Genomic DNA, 16,133 nt, shown 5'->3' on the forward strand with positions numbered 1-16,133 from the left:
TCTTTCACCGGACACTCCCTGCGTTTGAAAGCTCTACCGGCCCAAGGCTCCAGAAGGACCCTGAACCGCTCGAAGCACTGCGTCAAAATCAGAAACCGGACACAAACATACATAATGTTGTCACCGCCGTCACCCAAGAGCGGATTTTGCGAAACCCGGGACGGTGAAGATGAAGTCCCGGCGGGAGTTATGCGCCGGACACGGAACGGGAGAGGGCCCGCCCGGCATCGTCCGGACGGGCCCTCTCCCGTTACTGCTTCGTTTGTCTTACGTTTCTATTGCTGTGACGGTGGCTGCTGCGTTACCGGACATCCGCCCGGTGCGCACCCGCGGGTGCGGTCTCCAGCTTCGGGCCCGAGCCATTCCCCGGCTGCGCCTCGTGACGGCCGCCCCCTGTGCCGTTGGACTCCGGCTTGGACGGCCACCAGAACTTCTCCCCCAGGATGAAGACCAGCGCCGGAACAATGACGGTCCGCACCACCAGGGTGTCCAGCAGGACACCGATGGCCACGGTGATGCCCACCTGGGTCAGCGTGACCAGCGGCAGGACACCCAGGACGGCAAACACGGCCGCCAGCAGGATGCCGGCGCTGGTGATCACGCCGCCGGTGGAGCGCAGCGCACTGAGCATGCCCGGCTTGGTGCCCATGGTCATGGCGTTCTCACGTGCCCGGGTGGTCAGGAAGATGTTGTAGTCCACACCCAGGGCCACCAGGAAGATGAAGGAGTACAGCAGGGTCAGCGTGTCCAGCGCGGGGAAGCCCAGCACGTTCACGAACAGGAACCAGCTGATGCCGGTGCTGGCAACATAGGTGAGCAGCACGGATGCAACCAGCAGGACCGGCGCTACGAGGCTGCGCAGCAGGACCAGCAGGACCAGGAACACCAGGATGATGACTGAGGTGACCACCAGCGTCAGGTCGTGCTGGTTCGCCGCGAGCTGGTCCACGCGTTCGGCGGCTTCTCCGCCTACCAGGGCTTCGTATTCAGGGGTTTCGGCCAGCTGATCGCGCAGGTCGGTGATGAAGGCATTGGCGTCCGCCGTCCCCGGTTCGTAGCTGTCCACCACATCAATGCGGGTGATGCCGTTGTTCTCCCCGGCGACTTCAGCGCTGGAGACGCCCTCCACAGCCGCGAGTTCCTCCGCCGCTGCATCCGCCGTGTCGGAGGCGACCAGGACGGTCACCGGCGAGGTGGAGCCGGCGGGGAAGCCCTCGGCGAGGGTTTCGGCGGCCGTAACGGCCTGCGGCTTTTCAGTAAACTGCTCGTTTTCGCTCAGCCCGATTTGGACGTTGAACAGGAGACCGCCGGCAGCCAGCAGGACGACGACGGCGACTGCGGCGATGCGCTTGGGCGCCCGTGCCGTCATTTCACCCAGCTTGCCCCAGAACTTTCCTTCACGGGCAGCGTCCCCCACCTTGGGCACGAACGGCCAGAACAGCTTCCGTCCCAGCAGCACCAGTGCGGCGGGCAGGATGAACAGCGCGCTGAGGATGGCCAGGACAATGCCGGTGGCCGCGGAGAAGCCCAGGCCGCGGTAGCTCATGGTGTCAGTGAACAGCAGCACCAACAGTGCAAGGATCACGGTGCCGCCCGAGGCAATGATCGCTTCCCGGGTGCGGGTCAGCGCCTTGCCCATGGCGGAGTACTTGGATTCATGAATGCGCAGCTCTTCGCGGTAGCGGGCAATGAGCAGCAGTGCGTAGTTGGTGGCGGCACCGAAGACCAGCACGCTGGTGATGCCCACGGCCGAGGGGTCAACGTCGATGCCCACCACCGGTGCCAGCAGGTCGACAACCTTCAGGGCAGCCTGTTCAATGGTTCCCACCACGGCCAGGGGAACCAGCCAGAGCCACGGGGACCGGTAGGTGATGAGCAGCAGCAGTGCCACCACGCCGGCGGTGACCGTCAGCAGGATGAAGTTCGCGCCGGAAAACACGCCGGCGAGGTCCGCGGTAAATGCCGCGCCTCCGGTGAGCTCGGCCTTGATGCCTTCCGGTGCGGCATCCGAGATGCTTCCGCGGAGGCTTTCCACCTCAGCGGCCACCGCGTCGCCGTCGTCGGCCGCGGCCTGCAGCGTAACCGGCACCAGGCCAACGAGCTTATTCTCCGAAACGATCGGCGGAACCTGCGGAGGCGGGCCCACGGCCCCAAGTTCCGCGGCCGCAGCGTTGATGTCCGCAATGGCCGCCTGGTCAGCGTCCGTCAGCGCCCCGCCGTCTTCGCGGGACACCACGATCAGCGCGGTGGATTCCTGGGCGTCGGGAAACTCTTCGAGGAGTTCATTGACCTGGGTGGTCTGATATTTGTCGCTCAGCCCGCCAACCGTGCTCGCTTCGTTTTCCTGCGCCGGCAAAGCAAAGAGGCCAATGACGACCGCAAGGCTCAGCAGCAGCGTGATCCAGGCCGCTTTGGCCGACTTCACTATCCCTGCGTACATGCTCGCTCCTGGTGCTTTATGAAAGTATCTCCCGAAAAAAGTATCTCACTTATGGAGATACTTCAACCTCGAGTTACTATGGGAGCGTGGAAAACGAGGATCTGCGGCGAGACATTATTAATGCCATCCGCGGCATGGGCCTGGACGGGCAGCGGGTAGCGGATACCTTTGCGCACCAGCAGGGGCTGAACAACACGGACATGCGGGCGCTGACCCTCATCATGGAAGCCGAGGTTCGGCATGAGGCGCTGACGGCCGGCCAACTCAGCGCTAAACTCGGCACCTCCTCCGGTGCCACCACAGCAGTCATAGACCGCCTGGAGCGGATCGGACACATCCACCGAAACCGGACCCATTCGGACCGCCGAAAAGTGACGCTGCACTTCGAGCCTCTGGCCATGCAGATGGCCGGCGCCTACTTCGGACCCCTCGGAGCCCTCACCGCTGAGGTCATGAACCGTTACACCACCGAGGAACTGACAACCGTCCACCGGTTCATGGAAGACATGCGCTCGGCCTATGCCGCTCATCAAGCCGCACTTGAGCAGGCCGAACCGCGGGCACCCGAGACTTCACCTGAACAACACACGCGCTGAGACCTGCGCCAACCCGGCCGCAGAAACAGGTAAGCTGATAACCGCCTGCCGGCCAGCCCGGCAGTCCGCCCTCGTAGCTCAGTAGGATAGAGCGGCCCTCTCCTAAAGGGCAGGTCGTCGGTTCGATTCCGGCCGGGGGCACCACCTCTTTAAAGGGCTCCTCCGCCCAGGGAGCCCTTGTGCACACGGCCGCTAGCTGCGGACCTCATCCGCGGCGGGATCCACCGTGGTTTCCACGGCAAACTGTGTGCCGTGCAGTTCCGCATACCGTCCGCCCAGCTCCAAGAGTTCGGCATGCGTTCCCTGCTCAGCGATGCGCCCTCCTTCGATGACCAGGATCTTGTCCGCATTGCGGATGGTGGACAGCCGGTGGGCAATGACGACGGCGGTTCGCCCTTCCAGCGCCTCTCCCAAAGCGGCCTGCACGGCGGCCTCGGACGTGGAGTCCAGCGCCGCAGTTGCCTCGTCCAGAATCACGATCCGCGGCTGTGCCAGCAGGAGCCGCGCAATAGTCATCCGCTGGCGCTCTCCGCCCGAAAGCCGGTAACCGCGCTCCCCTACCATGGTGTCCAGACCGTCCGGAAGGGAGCGGATGAGGTCTTCAAGGCGCGCACGCCGAAGGGCATCCCAGACCTGGTCCTCGGTGGCATCAGGATTGGCCAGCAGCAGGTTGGACCGGATGCTCTCATGGAACAGGTGCCCGTCCTGCGTCACCATGCCCAGGGCCTGGCGGATGGAGGCAAAACTGACATCCCGCACATCCGTGCCGGAAAACCGCACGGCTCCGGAATCGACGTCGTACAGCCGGGAAAGCAGCTGCGCGATGGTGGATTTGCCGGCGCCCGAGGTGCCCACCAGGGCAACCGTCTGGCCGGGCTCCACCCGGAACGAGATTCCGTGCAGCACTTCCTCCCCGCCGCGCGAGTCCAGCACCGCAACATCCTCCAGGGAGGCCAGCGACACTTTGTCCGCAGTGGGATAGGCAAACCGCACGTCGTCGAATTCGACGCCCAGCGGACCGTCCGGAACCGGCACCGGATTTTCCTTTTCCCGAATGAGCGGCTTGAGGTCCAGGATCTCGAATACCCGCTCAAAGCTGACCACCGCGCTCATAATTTCCACCCGGGCATTGGCCAGCGAAGTCAGCGGTGCGTAGAGGCGGGTCAACAGCAGCGCCAGGGTCACGACGTCGCCGGTGTCCAGGTTGCCGGTCAGCGCAAAGTAACCGCCCAGGCCGTAGACGAGTGCCAGCGCGAGGGCTGACACCAGCGTCAGCGCGGTGACAAATACGGCCTGCATCATGGCCATCTTGACGCCGATGTCCCGTACTCGGGCTGCACGGACGGCAAATTCAGTGGACTCCTGCTCCGGCCGGCCAAAGAGCTTCACCAAGGTGGCTCCGGGTGCGGAGAACCGTTCGGTCATCTGGGTGCCCATGGAGGCGTTGTGATTGGCGGCTTCGCGGCGCAGCGCCGCCAGCTTTCCGCCCATGCGGCGGGCCGGGATCAGGAACACCGGCAGCAGCAGCATCGCCAGAACGGTCACCTGCCACGAGGTATTGAGCATGACTATGAGCGTCAGCACCAGGGCGACAACGTTGCTCACCACCCCGGACAGGGTGCCGCTGAAGGCCTGCTGGGCACCGATGACGTCATTATTGAGCCGGCTGACCAGCGCTCCGGTTCGCGTGCGGGTGAAAAAGGCGATCGGCATTTTCTGGACATGGTCAAACACGGCTGTCCGCAGGTCCAAAATGACCTGTTCGCCGATTCGCGAGGAGAACCAGCGGGTAGCCAGCGACACTCCCGCATCCGCTACTGCCACTGCGGCAATGAGCAGGGCCAGCCGGATCACGGTTCCGGTGGCGGAGCGGTCCACGATGGCGTTGACCACTTCACCGGCCAGCACCGGAGTGGCCACGGCAAGGAACGCTCCGAGTGTGGACAGCAGGATAAAGCCGATCAGCTGCTTCTTATAGGGAGCTGCGAACGCGACGATCCGCCTGAGTGTCTCCCGGGAAATCTTGTTGGTGCCGCCCTTGGCAGTGGAGATCTTATGAAGGGAACTCCACGCCGCGCCTTCCATGCTCATGATGAGTCCTCCGTTGTTGTCACTGTCCAGCTTAAGCCTCGGCACTGACACGGCATTCCGAATGCACGCTGGTACACTTCCATTCGCCACCTGCCATCAGGAACCCGGCAACTGACGAAAGGCTTCCATGCCCACGGCGCTTCTACCGCAGGAGGAAACGTCCGACGCTGCAGACGTGCAGTATGCGGTGGTGGCGGTGCGGAGTCCGGATCTCCGGGCCACGGCGGAAACGGTCCTGCGGGCAGCAGGGGTGGTGCCGCTGCAGGCAACTGATGAACACCAGAGCATCCGGGCGATCCAGGAACACGACGTCGTCCTGGGCATTGTCGATGCCGACATGCTCGCGAGCGTCCGGCCCGAACAGCTGCGCCGGCTGAGGCAGGAACCTCTCATCGCCGGCGTGCCGATCCTTCTGTTGTCGGGGAACGGGCCACTGGACATAGAGGCAATGGTCCGGGCAGGCATCACCCACTTTGCGAGCGGACGGATTGTGGATGAGGATCTCACCAACCGGGTTGCCCTGCTTCTGGCCGGCAGCCGTGCAACCCGCCGCCGCCGCATCGCAGCAGCCCGCCTCCGGGATAAAACCCGCGCGGTTTCCGCGGCCCTGCGCGCAACCAATGACCCTGAACAGATGGCAGCACTGGTGGTGCAGGGACTCGGCGAGGCATTCGGTGCGTGTGCTGTCCGGATGGACACTTTCCCGGATGAACGGGTTCCGAAGCTGTCTGCATCGTGGAGCCGGGTTCCGGAAGCTGCTGACCTGCCGCAGGTCCCGCTCCCCGATGCGGTTCTGCTGTGTTCCTCCCTGTGGGACCGGGAGACGGTCCTGCGGGTGGAGGACCATCTGTGCCCCGGCGCTGTGGAAGACACCATCCTGCCCGCCGGCGCGCCGCCCCATCCGCGCACCTCCGTTTTTGCGCCGCTGGCCCACGGGGACCAGGTGTTTGGTTATGTCTGGATCGCGGGAACCGCGGGAGCCCGGAGGTGGAGCCGGACCGAGCTTTCCCTGATCCAGCATGTGTGCGGCAACCTGGCGCACGGACTGCTGCAGGGCCACCTCATTACGGGCCAGCGTGAAGTGGTGACCCGGCTAAGGGAACTTGATCAGGCGAAGACAGACTTTGTAGCCACGGTAAACCATGAACTGCGAACACCCCTGACTTCCATCACCGGCTACCTCGAACTCATCCTGGACGGCTCAGGAGGGGAGGTCCCGCCGCATGTGGCACAGATGCTGGACATCGTGGGACGCAATGCTGTCCGTCTTAACCAGCTCATTTCCGATCTCCTGACCATCTCGCGCGCAGAGGCTCAGACGATTCTGCCCTCCGTGGAAGAGATGGACCTCGGGGAGCTGCTGTCCTCCGTGGCCGCTGCGCTGGCTCCCGCCGCTGCCGCCAACGCGATTACCGTGCGGCTGGTCCCTGCGGCCGCCCCGCTCCTGGTGGACGGAGACAAAGCCCAGCTGGAACAGGTGTTTACGAACCTGCTGTCCAACGCAGTGAAATTTACGCTTCCCGACGGGTGTGTGGAGGTGCGCGGCGACGTTATCCACAGCGATGCGGGAGTCCAGGTCCGGGTGGAAGTGGCGGACAATGGCATCGGAATCCCGGAGGCCGACATCCCGAAGCTCTTCCAGCGTTTCTTCCGGGCATCGAATGCAACAGCCGCGGCCATTCCGGGAACAGGGCTCGGTTTGGCCATTGTGCAGGACATTGTCCACCGGCACGGCGGAGAGCTGGGCGTCGACTCCGCTGCCGGGCGAGGAACCACGGTCACCGTTTCTCTTCCCGCCCGCTGACCGGCGGCATTCCGGCCTCAGGCCAGAATACGCTCCGGGAACGCGTAGCAGTTCAGCGAAGTGCCGCGGCTGAAGCCCACCAGGGTCATCCCGGCGTCCTGGGCCAGTTCCACCGAGAGGGACGACGGCGCACTCACCGCCGCCAGCACGGGAATCCCGGCAAGCTGGGCCTTCTGCACCAGTTCAAAGGACGCCCGGCCGGAAACCTGCAGTACGGTCCCGCGCAGCGGCAGCATTCCCGCCCGCAGCGCCCACCCCACTACCTTGTCCACCGCGTTGTGGCGTCCCACGTCCTCGCGCAGGCAGAGCAGCTCTCCGTCAACACTGAACAGCCCTGCCGCATGGACTCCCCCGGTGCGGTCAAAAACTTTCTGATGCTGCCGCAACTTGTCCGGCAGCCCCGCCAGCGTCGGCAGCGGCACACGTACGTCGTCGGCCCCCAGGGAAAAATGCGAGGACTTGCGCACCGCTTCAATTGAAGCGGTGCCGCAGATACCGCACGAACTGGAGGTGTACACGTGCCGTTCCATGGCTGTGTCCGGAAGCGCAGTTCCGGGGCGAAGCTGCACGTCCACCACGTTGAACGTCTGCTGTCCGGAATCGTCGACGCCGGCACAGTAGCGCAGGCTGATCAGCTGTCCCGGATCCCAGATAATGCCTTCAGAGACCAGGAAACCCGCCACCAGATCAAAGTCGTCGCCGGGGGTGCGCATGGTTACGGTAAAGGAGCGTCCCTCAACCCTGATTTCCAGGGGCTCCTCACCGGCCAGCACATCCTCGCGCTTGGTGGTGGTTCCGTCAGTCCGGAACTTAGTAACCTGTCCGCGGCGGGTAACCCGTCCCATTCCGTCTCCTTAGACGCGTGCCGCACCCGCCCTGTGACGGATCCGCTGATTCTCAGTTGCCCGGCCGGAGTCCCCGGCCGTTTCCCTTTTTGAGATTAGCTCACGCGGTGCTTTCCGGGGCACCCGCAGAGACATCTACCGTGCCGGCGGCTCCTGCACCGACCAGGGCAACGGCAGTGCGGTGACGGCCTCGTCCATGGTGCACCCCGCCTCGGGCACCACCATGACTGCGTCCGCATCTGCTATTCCGCGGAGCATGCCGGACCGGAAATAGGGGGACGGGACGGCCCGCCCGTTCTCAATCCGGCACGGGACCAACCGCGTGCGTCCGGGCAGAGGCTCCATGTCCACGCCCACCAGGACATGGCGTTCCGGCGAGAGCGGTGCTCCGCGGAGTCCATCCAGAAGCGGCTGAAGGACGGAGAACACTGCCATCATCGCCGCCAGCGGGTTGCCGGGGAGCGCGACGAGCAGCCGCCCGTCCGGAAGCCGCGCCAGCATGGTGGGATGTCCGGGGCGCATGGCAATGCCGTCAATCAGCATTTCCGCCTGCATGTCCTCCAGCGCCTGCCGCAGGTGGTCCGCTTCCGAACGGCCCGTGCCGCCGGTGGTGACCAGGACATCACCGGAAGACATGGCGATGGAGGTTTCATCGGTGGCATCGCTGCTCAATGCAGCCACCACGTCTTCATAGCGGTCCGAGACGCGCCTGACCACATCCATGCGGCCGCCCATCATCGTGATGAGCTGGGGCAGCTGGGGTCCGAAGGTATCCCTGACCTGCCCCGATTCAGGCAGTCCGTACTCGATGACCTCATCGCCGGTCAGCAGGAGGGACACCCGCGGTGCGCGGAGCACCGGCAGGGTGTCGTGCCCGCACACCGCTGCAAGGGCTATGTGCGCCGGGTTGAGGAGGGTCCCCTGCTTGATGGTGACTTCTCCGGCTGCTGCTTCCTCCCCGGCCGGGCGGATATGCTCGCCGTCCGCGGGCTCGTCCGGCCGGGCCGCGGAGCTGAGGTTCAGGACCGGATTGTCGGTTCCGGACACAATGCCGCTTTCAGACCGCAGCACGCTGGTGGCACCGGCAGGAATCATGCCGCCCGTAAGGATGGCGACTGCCTGCCCCGGCTGAAGCGGGCGCCGGCCGGATTCCTTGTGGATCTGCCACCGCTCGATGTGCGGTTCCTCATGGGTCACGAGATGCCACGGCGCCGGTCCGGCCACTGCCCACCCGTCCATCGCGGACGAGGCATAATGCGGGACCGGCTGCAGGGCCGGCGCATCCTGGGCGAGGACCTGGCCCAGCGCATCGGCCAGCTGAACGGTTTCATAAGGCAGCGCCCGGCCGGCGGAGAACGCCAAGCTGCGCGCATTCTCCCAGGGGGCATTGGGCTGGAGCGGAAGTATCACGGGGGTGGAATTGTCAGTGGTCATTAACGTCTCCGGTTTCACCATAGGTTTTGCACTCCCGGGCGGCCACGCGCATAGCTGCGTTCATGGCCGCAGTGTCGCCGGTCTGGCCGCTGCCTGCCGCGAGGCCTGCAGCGAATCCGGCCACGAAAGTGGTCAGCGGAGCAGCGGGGCGAACCACGGAGTGTGCCGCGTCGGAAGCCAGCTGCAGCACTGCGCTGACATCCACCGTGGTTCCTTCTAGCTCGAAGGCGGTGAGCAGTCTGCGGCACCACTCCTCGAGTTGTTCTTCTTGGCTTGCCATGTTCCTGCTCCTTAACGGGCTTTCAATTGCGCGTTGCGGGATGCTCAGCATCTCCGGCGCCGCCGGTGTCCACCGACCAGCGCCTGGCATCCTCCCACGTGTCAATGTCCGTTGTGCTGTGGGGCGGAACCGCAACGCTCCTGTATTGCACCCTAGCAAGGAGCCGCTTCATCGAAAGGTTTTCCAATCCTGCAGGCCTGTCGAAAAAACCGATCGCAGCGCCCAGATGGGCCGTCCGGTAGAGCCCGGCCAGCGGCTGCTCGCGTCCGGATTCGTCAACGGCCAGGAGGGAGAGAGGCACCGGGCCGCGTGTACCGTCGGAAGCTTCGGACAAAAGTGCGTTGACTGCCCGGGAGATGAACGGCATGTCACAGGCCAGGACCAGGGTCCACTCGGGCGGACGCCGCCCTGCCTGTTCATCCTGGGCGGCCAGCGCCGTCCATGCCGCCGCCACCGCCGCCGCAGGCCCGGAGAATGGCGGATCTTCGCGGATCAGCAGAGCGGGGATTCCGCCCGCCTCCAGCGCCTCCTGCAGTTGGGGCGGTCCGGCGACAGCCCGTTCGGCAGCACCGGATGCTGCTTCCAGGGCAACAGCCAACAGCGTTCGCCCGGAGGACTGAAGCAGCGCCTTGGGGGTTCCGCCCAGGCGCGACGACCTTCCCCCGGCCAGCACAATGGCGTTGAACGAGGGCATTGCCGTATCCATCACCGGCATCAGGCAGCCGTGCCGGCATCGAGGAACTGACTCCACTGCGGGGCCGGGCGCTCCAGTTCGCGGATTTGCCAACGAGCCCCGCGGGGCGGCTGGGGATGGATGCGCAGCTGCCATCCGAGCTGGTTCAGAGTCCTGTCTCCCTTGGCATTGTTGCAGCGCAGGCAGCAGGCAACCATGTTCTCCCAGCTGTCCTCTCCGCCCCTGGATCTGGGCAGGACGTGATCCACGGTGGAGGCGGCCTTGCCGCAGTATGCGCACTGGTGCAGGTCCCGGCGCAGAACACCCCGCCGGGTAACGGGGGTGCCTTCGCGGTAAGGAATTTTCACGTATCTGTGCAGCAGGATCACCGAGGGGCGCGGAAGAATTTCCGTGGGTCCCACCACTGGATCCCCACTCTCGGCAATAACACTGGCCTTCCCTGACAAGACCAGCACCAGCGCCCGGCGGAAGCTCACAACGGCCAGCGGCTCGTAGCCTGCATTCAGAACGAGAGTGCGCATGCACATTCCTCTTCGCCTGCGGTCCTTCGGCGGGAGGTTGCCCGCCGCGGTTGACGGTACTTCACATGATCTATGGAAAGAGTATGCCCGGATCCTGCTCTTCGCCATTTTCGGCGCCGCCCGGCGGTTTAAACGGATCAAGGGTTCCTCCCGGAGGAGAAACCCTTGACCGCTGCTGGCGAACCGGCAGGCAAACTGTGTGTAGCGTTTTCTAGCGGACGTGGATGTACACGCCGCCCGAGCCCAGCTCTGCCGGAGCCACAACAGTGGAATTACCGTTGAATCCACCGTGGATGGCTTGGCCGTTTCCAACGTAAACAGCAATGTGGGCCATGCCCATGCCGCCGTCGGCGTAGTAGATCAGGTCGCCGGGAACCGCTTGGGAGGCGCTGACCGTAGTTCCCAGAGACAGGTAACCGGCGGGCCAGTCATGGAAGCTGATGCCGGCGGCAGCCAGTGAGTTGGTCACCAGCATGGTGCAGTCCTGTGACACGCCCAGCTGCGCATAGGCAGCGGCGGCGATGGTCGCAGCAGTGCCGGAGGAAGCAGCCGGAGCCGCTTCCGGCGCCGGGGCCGCCGCCGGAGCGGAAACAAAACCTGCCGGTTCCATGGCCGGAGCAGCTTCTTCCGTCAGCACTGCCTGGGCAGGTGCCTGTGAAGGAGCCTCGGCCGGCAGCGGCTGCGCTGCCGGCGCTGCCTGGGGCTCGGTTGCCTGCGGCTGCGCAGCAACAGGCTGCACTTCCTCAGACGGAGTTTCCTCAGGCTGCGCTTCGGGGGCCAGAATGACGCCGGCCACGGCCGGACGGTCAAAGCTCACCATGGCGGTTGCGGGAACCATCAGCTGCGTAGACGCCGCCAGATCCAACGTGCTGGTTTCCGCGCTGCGGACCACATCGGAACCTGTTGCGTTGGCCGCAACGCCGGTGCCCAGAACCAGGCCTGATGCGGCAACTACCACAGCGGCCTGACGCCCAAAGGTTCCGGCGTTGGCGGACACTGCCTGCGCAAGCGTGCTCAGCGCAGCGGTACGCGCTGCGGGCGCCCGGTGACGGGCGCGCTCAGTTGTAGATGTCATGCGGGTGCAATCTCCGTTATCTGCAACAGGGCTTAGCTGACGCGGACGAAGCTTGCGCCGCCGAGGTAGGACAGCGGGTGCAGCACGGTGTTCATACCGTCGAAGCCGCCGCTGATGACCTGGCCGTTGCCCACGTAGATGGCTACGTGGCCGGAGGTGATGACGAGGTCGCCGGGCTCGGGCGAGCCAACAACCGAGCCGAAAGCGTAGAACTGTGCGGGGGCGAGGTCGCCCACCGACTTGCCGACGGAGCGCAGTGCATTCTCCACCATGGCGGTGCAGTCCTGAGCAACACCGAGCTGCGCGTAGGCCGAAGCAACGAGTGCTGCGCCGACGCCGCTGGTTACCGGAGCCGGTGCGGGGGCCGGAGCCTGAACCGGTGCGGGAGCTGCAGCGGCGGGTGCCGGGGCAGCAGCCTGGGCCTGAGCCGGCGTGTTGGCCGCGGGGGCCCAGTTGGCAGTGGTGGCTGCCAGCGGTGCGGAAGCCTGCTGCGTCTGAGCGGCAACTGCCTGCTCAGCCTGAACAGCCTGCTCGGCCTGAACTGCAGCGGCCTGCTCAGCCTGAACAGCTGCCTGTTCCTGAGCAGCGGCTTCAGCGGCGGCAGCCGCTTCTTCTGCTGCGATGCGGGCGCGGTAGTCCGCTCCGGAAACGGAGGAGACGGGCTGCATGGTGGCCAGCTCAAACGGTGCCTGTGCGGAGACAGAAACAGCGCCGGTTGAAGTTACGACACTGAGCGGGGTGGCTTCGAGTACCTGGCGGTCGGTGCTGGGGGCTGCCTGGGCGGGAAGGCCTGCAGCGAGGACGAGGCCTGAAGCGGCAACGACGACGGCGGCCTGGCGGCCGATGGTTCCAACATTGGAGGTGACGGCCCGGGACAGTGCTGAAACGGGGCTCGACTGGACTGCGGACGCGCGACGGCGGCCGTGAGCTACTGATGACACAAGTTTGCCTCTCCCAATGCCTACGAGGTGAGCTGTCGGATTCGGATGGGAGTCACCCGGCTGCGTGGGCGGTAAGGCCCGTGCAACTTAACCCCTAGGGTTTCTTTCGAAACCCGAATGTGGTTCCCCCGCCTCTGCCATGCGATGTTGCGAACGGACCTCAAACAGTGGCAGAGCTCGGCGATCTGTTCGAGGGTGCCCGACCTTTGGCCGATCAAGCACGAGGACGACCCTACAACAACATTTGTCGAATGTCACGTTCAGGTCACGAAATGGTTATCCTGCGGTCACAGCCAACCGAGCGGGTCAACGACCTCGCCGTTGACCATCACTTCAAAGTGAAGGTGGCAGCCCGTTGAGGCGCCTGTGGTGCCGCTGGCGCCCACCAGGGCGCCGCGCTCCACCTTGTCCCCCACGGCCACAGCCAGGCTGGACATGTGGTTGTACGTGGTTTCCACGCCGTTGCCGTGATCAACCACCACGCGGTTTCCGCCGCCGAAGTCGTGCCAGCCCGAGAAGGTTACGGTGCCGGCTGCGGCAGCCGTGACATCCGTGCCGCAGGCAGCGGCAAAGTCCTGGCCGCGGTGCAGCTCGTCTGCGGCACCGGTGATGGGACTGACGCGGTAGCCAAAGCCGGACGTCTGAACGAGCTCCGAGGCCAGCGGTCGGGCAAGAGCGCCCGCGGATGCACCGGCGGAAATCTCCGCACCGGACGCCACAGCCACGTGGTGGAGCTTTGCTTCCGGGTCAAACCGGCTGCTCAGGGCGGGCCGGTCAAAGTTAACGGCGGCTGCGGGATCCGCTGAAACTACCGGCGCTTCCACGGCGACAGGCTGCATTTCCTGGGCTGGTTCGCTCACGGCTGCGGTGGTGGGGACCGCAGCAGTAAGGATCATGCCCGAGGCTGCTGCGGTAATGGCGACTTTTTGTGCGGCACCGCCGATGGAGCGGTTTCTGGATTCTGCTCGGCGGCGGCCGGATCTGGGGCCGTTGTCCGGGCGTGGAGCGGGGGCCGGGGCAGACGCGCGGCGCCTGCCCGGGGCAGCATGCTTCGACAAGGTATACCTCTCTCATATGCCTGCGAAGTTAGCTGTCGGATTCGAGTGGAGAAACTCGGCCCCGCATTCAGCGACGGGCCGCACCGTCGATGCGGGGGCAGTGCTGATGCTGGAGGCTTCACCCCAAGGCAGCTCAAGCTGCCGGTGATGGGTCCTCCGCCCCTGCCTGAACTATGTAATTCCGGGCCAGTGGCAGGGTTCGGCGTAAGGCCCGGATAACGGTGTTATTTCAACGTCAGTAAGTCACTATAGGTGAAGATGCCCAAAAGAGACCATTTCGTTATCCGAGTGTGGATACAAACACGTGGGCAGCCACCTCTGGAGGAAGTTCCAGGGCGCCTTCGATTCCGGGAACGCGCACAGAAATGTAGCCCGCCACCACTTCGGCACTGATCTCCGCTCCGGGGCGCAAACCCGCCTCATCGAACTGGCAGAGCAGTTCCGGTTCCACCTGGACCGGTTCGGCCAGCCGGACCAGCTTCATCTTGGTTCCCGGCTCCGCCTGCGCCACAGCGGAAACGAGGTTGGTCACGCCGTCGTGGAACGGTTCAGCGGCCACGCCGCCAATCTCGGCGAGACCCGGAATGGGGTTGCCGTAGGGCGACTCCGTGGGATGCCCCAGCAGGTCGTACAGCCGCCGCTCCACGCGCTCACTCATGACGTGTTCCCAGCGGCAGGCTTCGTCATGGACGTAAGCCCAGTCCAGGCCGATCACGTCCGAGAGCAGGCGTTCGGCCAGCCGGTGCTTGCGCATCACTTCAGTGGCGCGGCGGCGGCCCTGCTCGGTCAGCTCCAGGTGCCGGTTGCCCGAGACCACCACCAGGCCGTCCCGCTCCATCCGCCCGATCGTCTGGGACACGGTTGGCCCGGAGTGGCGCAGCCGCTCGGCGATGCGCGCCCGGAGAGCCACGATGTTCTCTTCTTCGAGCTCCAGGATGGTCCGCAGATACATTTCGGTGGTGTCAATGAGGTCCGTCATGGCAGGCCGCTCCTAGGTACTCAATTGGGAAGATCAGGAGAACAACGGCGGACGCCGCCCCCACAGGTCAGTACTGCCAATACGTTAGCTCATCCGGACAAAGGGCAGATAATTCCGTCGGCTCCGGACGTCCCGGCGTGCGGGTTCACAAATCGCATGCGGACGGGGCGGTGGGGCAGAATGAAAGGCACATCAGAGCACCCTGCCTACCGCTTGGAGCGACACCCCATGGGCGAAACAGCCGCAGTAAAGATCCCCGCCGAACTCCTTCCCAGGGACGGGCGGTTCGGGGCCGGTCCGTCAAAGGTTCGTCCGGAGCAGCTGGAGGCACTGTCCCGCGCCGGAGCCCGCCTGCTGGGCACGTCCCACCGACAGGCTCCCGTCCGCAACCTGGTGGGCAGCATCCGCGAGGGACTGTCGAGTCTCTTCCGCGCCCCGGAGGGTTATGAAGTGGTGCTTGGCGTTGGCGGCTCCACCGCATTTTGGGATGTGGCATCCTTTGGGCTGGTCCAGGACAAGGCCCAGCATCTGTCCTTCGGCGAGTTCGGTTCCAAGTTCGCCGCTGCCACCGACAAGGCACCCTTCCTTGCACCGTCCTCCATCATCAAGGCCGAACCGGGCACCCGTTCCGTTGCGGCGGCCGAATCCGGGGTGGATGTCTATGCCTGGCCCCAGAATGAGACGTCCACGGGTGTTGCCGCCCCGGTGGCACGCGTTGCCGGCGCGGACCCCGGTTCCCTGATCCTGATTGATGCCACTTCGGCGGCGGGCGGCCTGGATGTCGACCTCGCCGAGTCGGATGTCTATTACTTTGCTCCGCAGAAGAATTTCGCGTCCGACGGCGGCCTCTGGCTGGGCATGTTCTCCCCGGCGGCGCTGGAACGGGCCGCGCGGATCAATGCGTCAGACCGCTGGATTCCGGACTTCCTCAACCTGCAGACGGCTATCGACAACTCTCGGCTGAACCAGACCTACAACACGCCCTCGCTGTCCACACTGGTGACCCTCAACGCCCAGATTGAATGGCTCAACGCGAACGGCGGCCTGGATTTCGCCTCGGCCCGCACTGCGGACTCGGCCGGCCGAATCTATTCCTGGGCCGAGGCTTCCCCCGTGGCCACCCCGTTCGTTGCCCGGCCCGAGGACCGTTCCAACGTCATCACCACCATTGATTTTGAGGATCACATTGACGCGGCGGCCCTCGCCAAGACACTGCGTGCCAACGGCGTCGTGGACGTGGAACCGTACCGCAAGCTCGGCCGCAACCAGCTGCGCATCGCAACCTTCGTGGCCATCGAGCCGGACGACGTCAGTGCTTTGCTGCAGTGCATCGACTATGTCATTGAGCACTCCCGGTAGCAGACGGCGCACCCCT

General features: G+C 65.0%; 14 protein-coding genes, 1 tRNA gene and 2 riboswitches. Of the genes, 4 read left to right on the plus strand and 11 right to left on the minus strand.

Annotated features, from left to right (window positions below):
• Nucleotides 1–301: 301 nt before the first annotated feature.
• Nucleotides 302–2,440, minus strand: coding sequence for an MMPL family transporter (locus tag AC4D2Q_RS16745; RefSeq protein WP_490947573.1), 2,139 nt, complete (start codon nt 2,438–2,440; stop codon nt 302–304).
• Between the two features lie 86 nt (nt 2,441–2,526).
• Here AC4D2Q_RS16745 and AC4D2Q_RS16750 point away from each other — a divergent pair, with 86 nt between their 5' ends.
• Both AC4D2Q_RS16750 and AC4D2Q_RS16755 read left to right on the plus strand, forming a co-directional pair.
• Nucleotides 2,527–3,036: a MarR family winged helix-turn-helix transcriptional regulator gene (locus tag AC4D2Q_RS16750; protein WP_490947574.1), complete on the plus strand. Its 510-nt coding sequence runs from the start codon at nt 2,527–2,529 to the stop codon at nt 3,034–3,036.
• A 67-nt stretch (nt 3,037–3,103) separates the two neighbouring features.
• A tRNA-Arg gene (locus AC4D2Q_RS16755) sits at nt 3,104–3,180 on the plus strand.
• Between the two features lie 48 nt (nt 3,181–3,228).
• On the opposite strand, the gene AC4D2Q_RS16760 is transcribed toward AC4D2Q_RS16755, so the two are convergent.
• The gene (locus AC4D2Q_RS16760; RefSeq protein WP_490947575.1) at nt 3,229–5,127 is read right to left on the minus strand and encodes an ABC transporter ATP-binding protein; all 1,899 of its coding nucleotides are present in this window, start codon (nt 5,125–5,127) and stop codon (nt 3,229–3,231) included.
• Nucleotides 5,128–5,254: 127 nt separating this feature from the next.
• On the opposite strand from AC4D2Q_RS16760, the gene AC4D2Q_RS16765 reads away from it, so the two are divergent.
• Nucleotides 5,255–6,931 carry a sensor histidine kinase gene (locus tag AC4D2Q_RS16765; RefSeq protein WP_490947576.1) on the plus strand — a complete coding sequence of 559 codons (1,677 nt, stop codon included), beginning with the start codon at nt 5,255–5,257 and terminating at the stop codon, nt 6,929–6,931.
• A 17-nt stretch (nt 6,932–6,948) separates the two neighbouring features.
• Here the strand turns inward: AC4D2Q_RS16765 and fdhD are convergent, their stop codons facing one another.
• The 9 genes from fdhD to AC4D2Q_RS16810 all read right to left on the minus strand — a co-directional run bounded on the left by fdhD (nt 6,949) and on the right by AC4D2Q_RS16810 (nt 14,758).
• On the minus strand, nt 6,949–7,776 hold the full coding sequence (fdhD, locus tag AC4D2Q_RS16770) for a formate dehydrogenase accessory sulfurtransferase FdhD (protein WP_490927693.1): 828 nt from the start codon (nt 7,774–7,776) through the stop codon (nt 6,949–6,951).
• A gap of 135 nt (nt 7,777–7,911) precedes the next feature.
• Nucleotides 7,912–9,210: a molybdopterin molybdotransferase MoeA gene (locus AC4D2Q_RS16775; protein ID WP_490947577.1), complete on the minus strand. Its 1,299-nt coding sequence runs from the start codon at nt 9,208–9,210 to the stop codon at nt 7,912–7,914.
• Nucleotides 9,200–9,490, minus strand: a complete 291-nt coding sequence (locus AC4D2Q_RS16780) for a DUF6457 domain-containing protein (RefSeq protein ID WP_490927691.1) — start codon at nt 9,488–9,490, stop codon at nt 9,200–9,202. The genes AC4D2Q_RS16775 and AC4D2Q_RS16780 overlap by 11 nt, the downstream gene beginning before the upstream one ends.
• Before the next feature lie 22 nt (nt 9,491–9,512).
• Nucleotides 9,513–10,184, minus strand: a complete 672-nt coding sequence (gene mobA, locus AC4D2Q_RS16785) for a molybdenum cofactor guanylyltransferase (RefSeq protein ID WP_490947578.1) — start codon at nt 10,182–10,184, stop codon at nt 9,513–9,515.
• A 20-nt stretch (nt 10,185–10,204) separates the two neighbouring features.
• Nucleotides 10,205–10,705 (minus strand): HNH endonuclease, encoded by a 501-nt coding sequence (locus AC4D2Q_RS16790; RefSeq protein WP_490947579.1) that lies wholly within the window; start codon nt 10,703–10,705, stop codon nt 10,205–10,207.
• A 211-nt stretch (nt 10,706–10,916) separates the two neighbouring features.
• Nucleotides 10,917–11,780: an NlpC/P60 family protein gene (locus tag AC4D2Q_RS16795; protein WP_490947580.1), complete on the minus strand. Its 864-nt coding sequence runs from the start codon at nt 11,778–11,780 to the stop codon at nt 10,917–10,919.
• A 32-nt stretch (nt 11,781–11,812) separates the two neighbouring features.
• Nucleotides 11,813–12,721: an NlpC/P60 family protein gene (locus tag AC4D2Q_RS16800; protein WP_490927687.1), complete on the minus strand. Its 909-nt coding sequence runs from the start codon at nt 12,719–12,721 to the stop codon at nt 11,813–11,815.
• A 3-nt stretch (nt 12,722–12,724) separates the two neighbouring features.
• Nucleotides 12,725–12,890: riboswitch (cyclic di-AMP (ydaO/yuaA leader) on the minus strand.
• A 118-nt stretch (nt 12,891–13,008) separates the two neighbouring features.
• Complete coding sequence (locus AC4D2Q_RS16805; RefSeq protein WP_490927686.1) at nt 13,009–13,617, minus strand: M23 family metallopeptidase; 609 nt, start codon at nt 13,615–13,617, stop codon at nt 13,009–13,011.
• Nucleotides 13,618–13,781: 164 nt separating this feature from the next.
• Nucleotides 13,782–13,994: riboswitch (cyclic di-AMP (ydaO/yuaA leader) on the minus strand.
• 65 nt (nt 13,995–14,059) lie between these two features.
• Nucleotides 14,060–14,758 carry an iron-dependent transcriptional repressor DtxR gene (locus tag AC4D2Q_RS16810; RefSeq protein WP_490947581.1) on the minus strand — a complete coding sequence of 233 codons (699 nt, stop codon included), beginning with the start codon at nt 14,756–14,758 and terminating at the stop codon, nt 14,060–14,062.
• Nucleotides 14,759–14,986: 228 nt separating this feature from the next.
• Between AC4D2Q_RS16810 and serC the strand changes: the two genes are divergently transcribed.
• Entirely contained in the window at nt 14,987–16,117 is a 1,131-nt protein-coding gene (gene serC / locus AC4D2Q_RS16815; RefSeq protein ID WP_490947582.1) for a phosphoserine transaminase, read from the plus strand.
• Nucleotides 16,118–16,133 lie beyond the last annotated feature (16 nt).

The organism is Arthrobacter sp. TJ-178, assembly GCF_058269275.1.